Annotated in this window: 2 protein-coding genes; both read left to right on the forward strand. The window is 67.4% G+C overall.

Features of this window, described 5'->3' with window-relative positions; translation table 11 throughout:
• The first annotated feature begins 109 nt into the window (after positions 1-109).
• Positions 110-958, forward strand: a complete 849-nt coding sequence (locus tag ACIOWN_RS34500; RefSeq protein ID WP_362358091.1) for an IS5 family transposase — start codon at positions 110-112, stop codon at positions 956-958.
• On the forward strand, positions 955-1353 hold the full coding sequence (locus ACIOWN_RS34505) for a hypothetical protein (RefSeq protein WP_362358093.1): 399 nt from the start codon (positions 955-957) through the stop codon (positions 1351-1353). Before ACIOWN_RS34500 ends, ACIOWN_RS34505 begins: the two co-directional genes overlap by 4 nt.
• Positions 1354-1428 lie beyond the last annotated feature (75 nt).

Raw genomic sequence — 1428 nt, forward strand, 5'->3', positions numbered from 1 at the left:
CTCTGAGTGGGCGGTTCGTGAGTTTTTGAGTGGATCTGCTGTCGCCTGATGGTGTGGCGGCGGGGCGGAATCTGCCGGTCCGCAGTTGGTGATCTGGTGATGTGACCGGGTGAGTGAACGCAAGCCGTACCCGAGTGACTTATCGGACGAGCAATGGGCTTTGATCGAGCCGGTGATCACCGCGTGGAAGGACCGGCACCGCTCGGTCAGCGGTCATCAGGGCGTCTACGACATGCGGGAGATCGTGAACGCGATCCTCTACCAGGGGCGGACCGGTTGCCAGTGGGCCTATCTCCCGCACGACCTGCCGCAGAAGAGTGCGACGTACTACTACTTCGCCGCCTGGCGGGACGACGGGACCGACCAGGTCATCCATGAACTCCTGCGCTGCCAGGTCCGGGAGAGGGCCCGACGATTAGAGGACCCGACCCTGGTGGTGCTGGACACCCAGAGTGTCCATGTGGCCGCCGGGGTCCCCGCCGCCACGAGTGGTCACGATCCGGCCAAGCGGGTGCCCGGCCGCAAGCGGGGCCTTGCTGTGGACGTCCTCGGCCTGGTCATCGCGGTCGTCGTCCTCGCTGCGAACACCCACGACAACGCCGCGGGCATCGTCCTGCTGGACCAGGTCGTCGAGCACGCCGGCGGGACTGTCCGCAAAGCCCTGGTCGACCAGGGCTTCAAGAACCAGGTCGTCATGCACGGCGCCGACCTGGGCATCGACGTCGAGATCGTCGAACGCAACCCGCAGGTCAAGGGGTTCGTGCCGCAGCCGAAGCGGTGGAGGGTCGAGCAGACCTACGGGATCCTGATACTGCACCGGCGCCTGGTCCGCGACTACGAGCACCGCCCCTCCTCCTCCGCTTCCCGCGTCTACTGGGCGATGACCCACGTCATGACCCGACGCCTCACCGGCGCGAACGCCCCCACCTGGCGCGAGACGCAGGCGGCGGCAGCGTGAACATCCAGCCTCTGCTCGACGCCCTGGACCTCCAGGAAGACGCCGCCCGGGCCCTGGCCGACGACCTCCGCGCACAGATCGACGGTCTGCAAGCCCGGTTGCGGGAGGCCGAGACGCACCTGGAGCACCTCGCGATCACCCGCAAGACCATCACCGGCCTCGCCGACCGGCTCCCTGCCGTCGCGCCGGAGCTGCCCGAGCACCCGGACTACCCCCGCATCCTCGCCGTCTTCAACCACGCGACCGGGCCGCTACGGGCCAAGGACGTCTGCGAAGCCCTCGACCACGAGCTGCTGCCGAAGAACGTCGAAGGCACCCGCGCCAAGCTGAAACGCCTGGTCAAACTTGGGATCCTCACCGAGGCCGACACCGGCAACTTCACCAGGAAGCAATAGCCGACGGAACCGCCACCAGCGGCCTTGCCCCAACCTCAGCCGGAAACGGGCATCACCTTACGAACCGCCCACTGA

Origin of the sequence: Streptomyces sp. NPDC087787, from assembly GCF_044743035.1 — a bacterium.
Classification (GTDB): Bacteria; Actinomycetota; Actinomycetes; order Streptomycetales; family Streptomycetaceae; genus Streptomyces.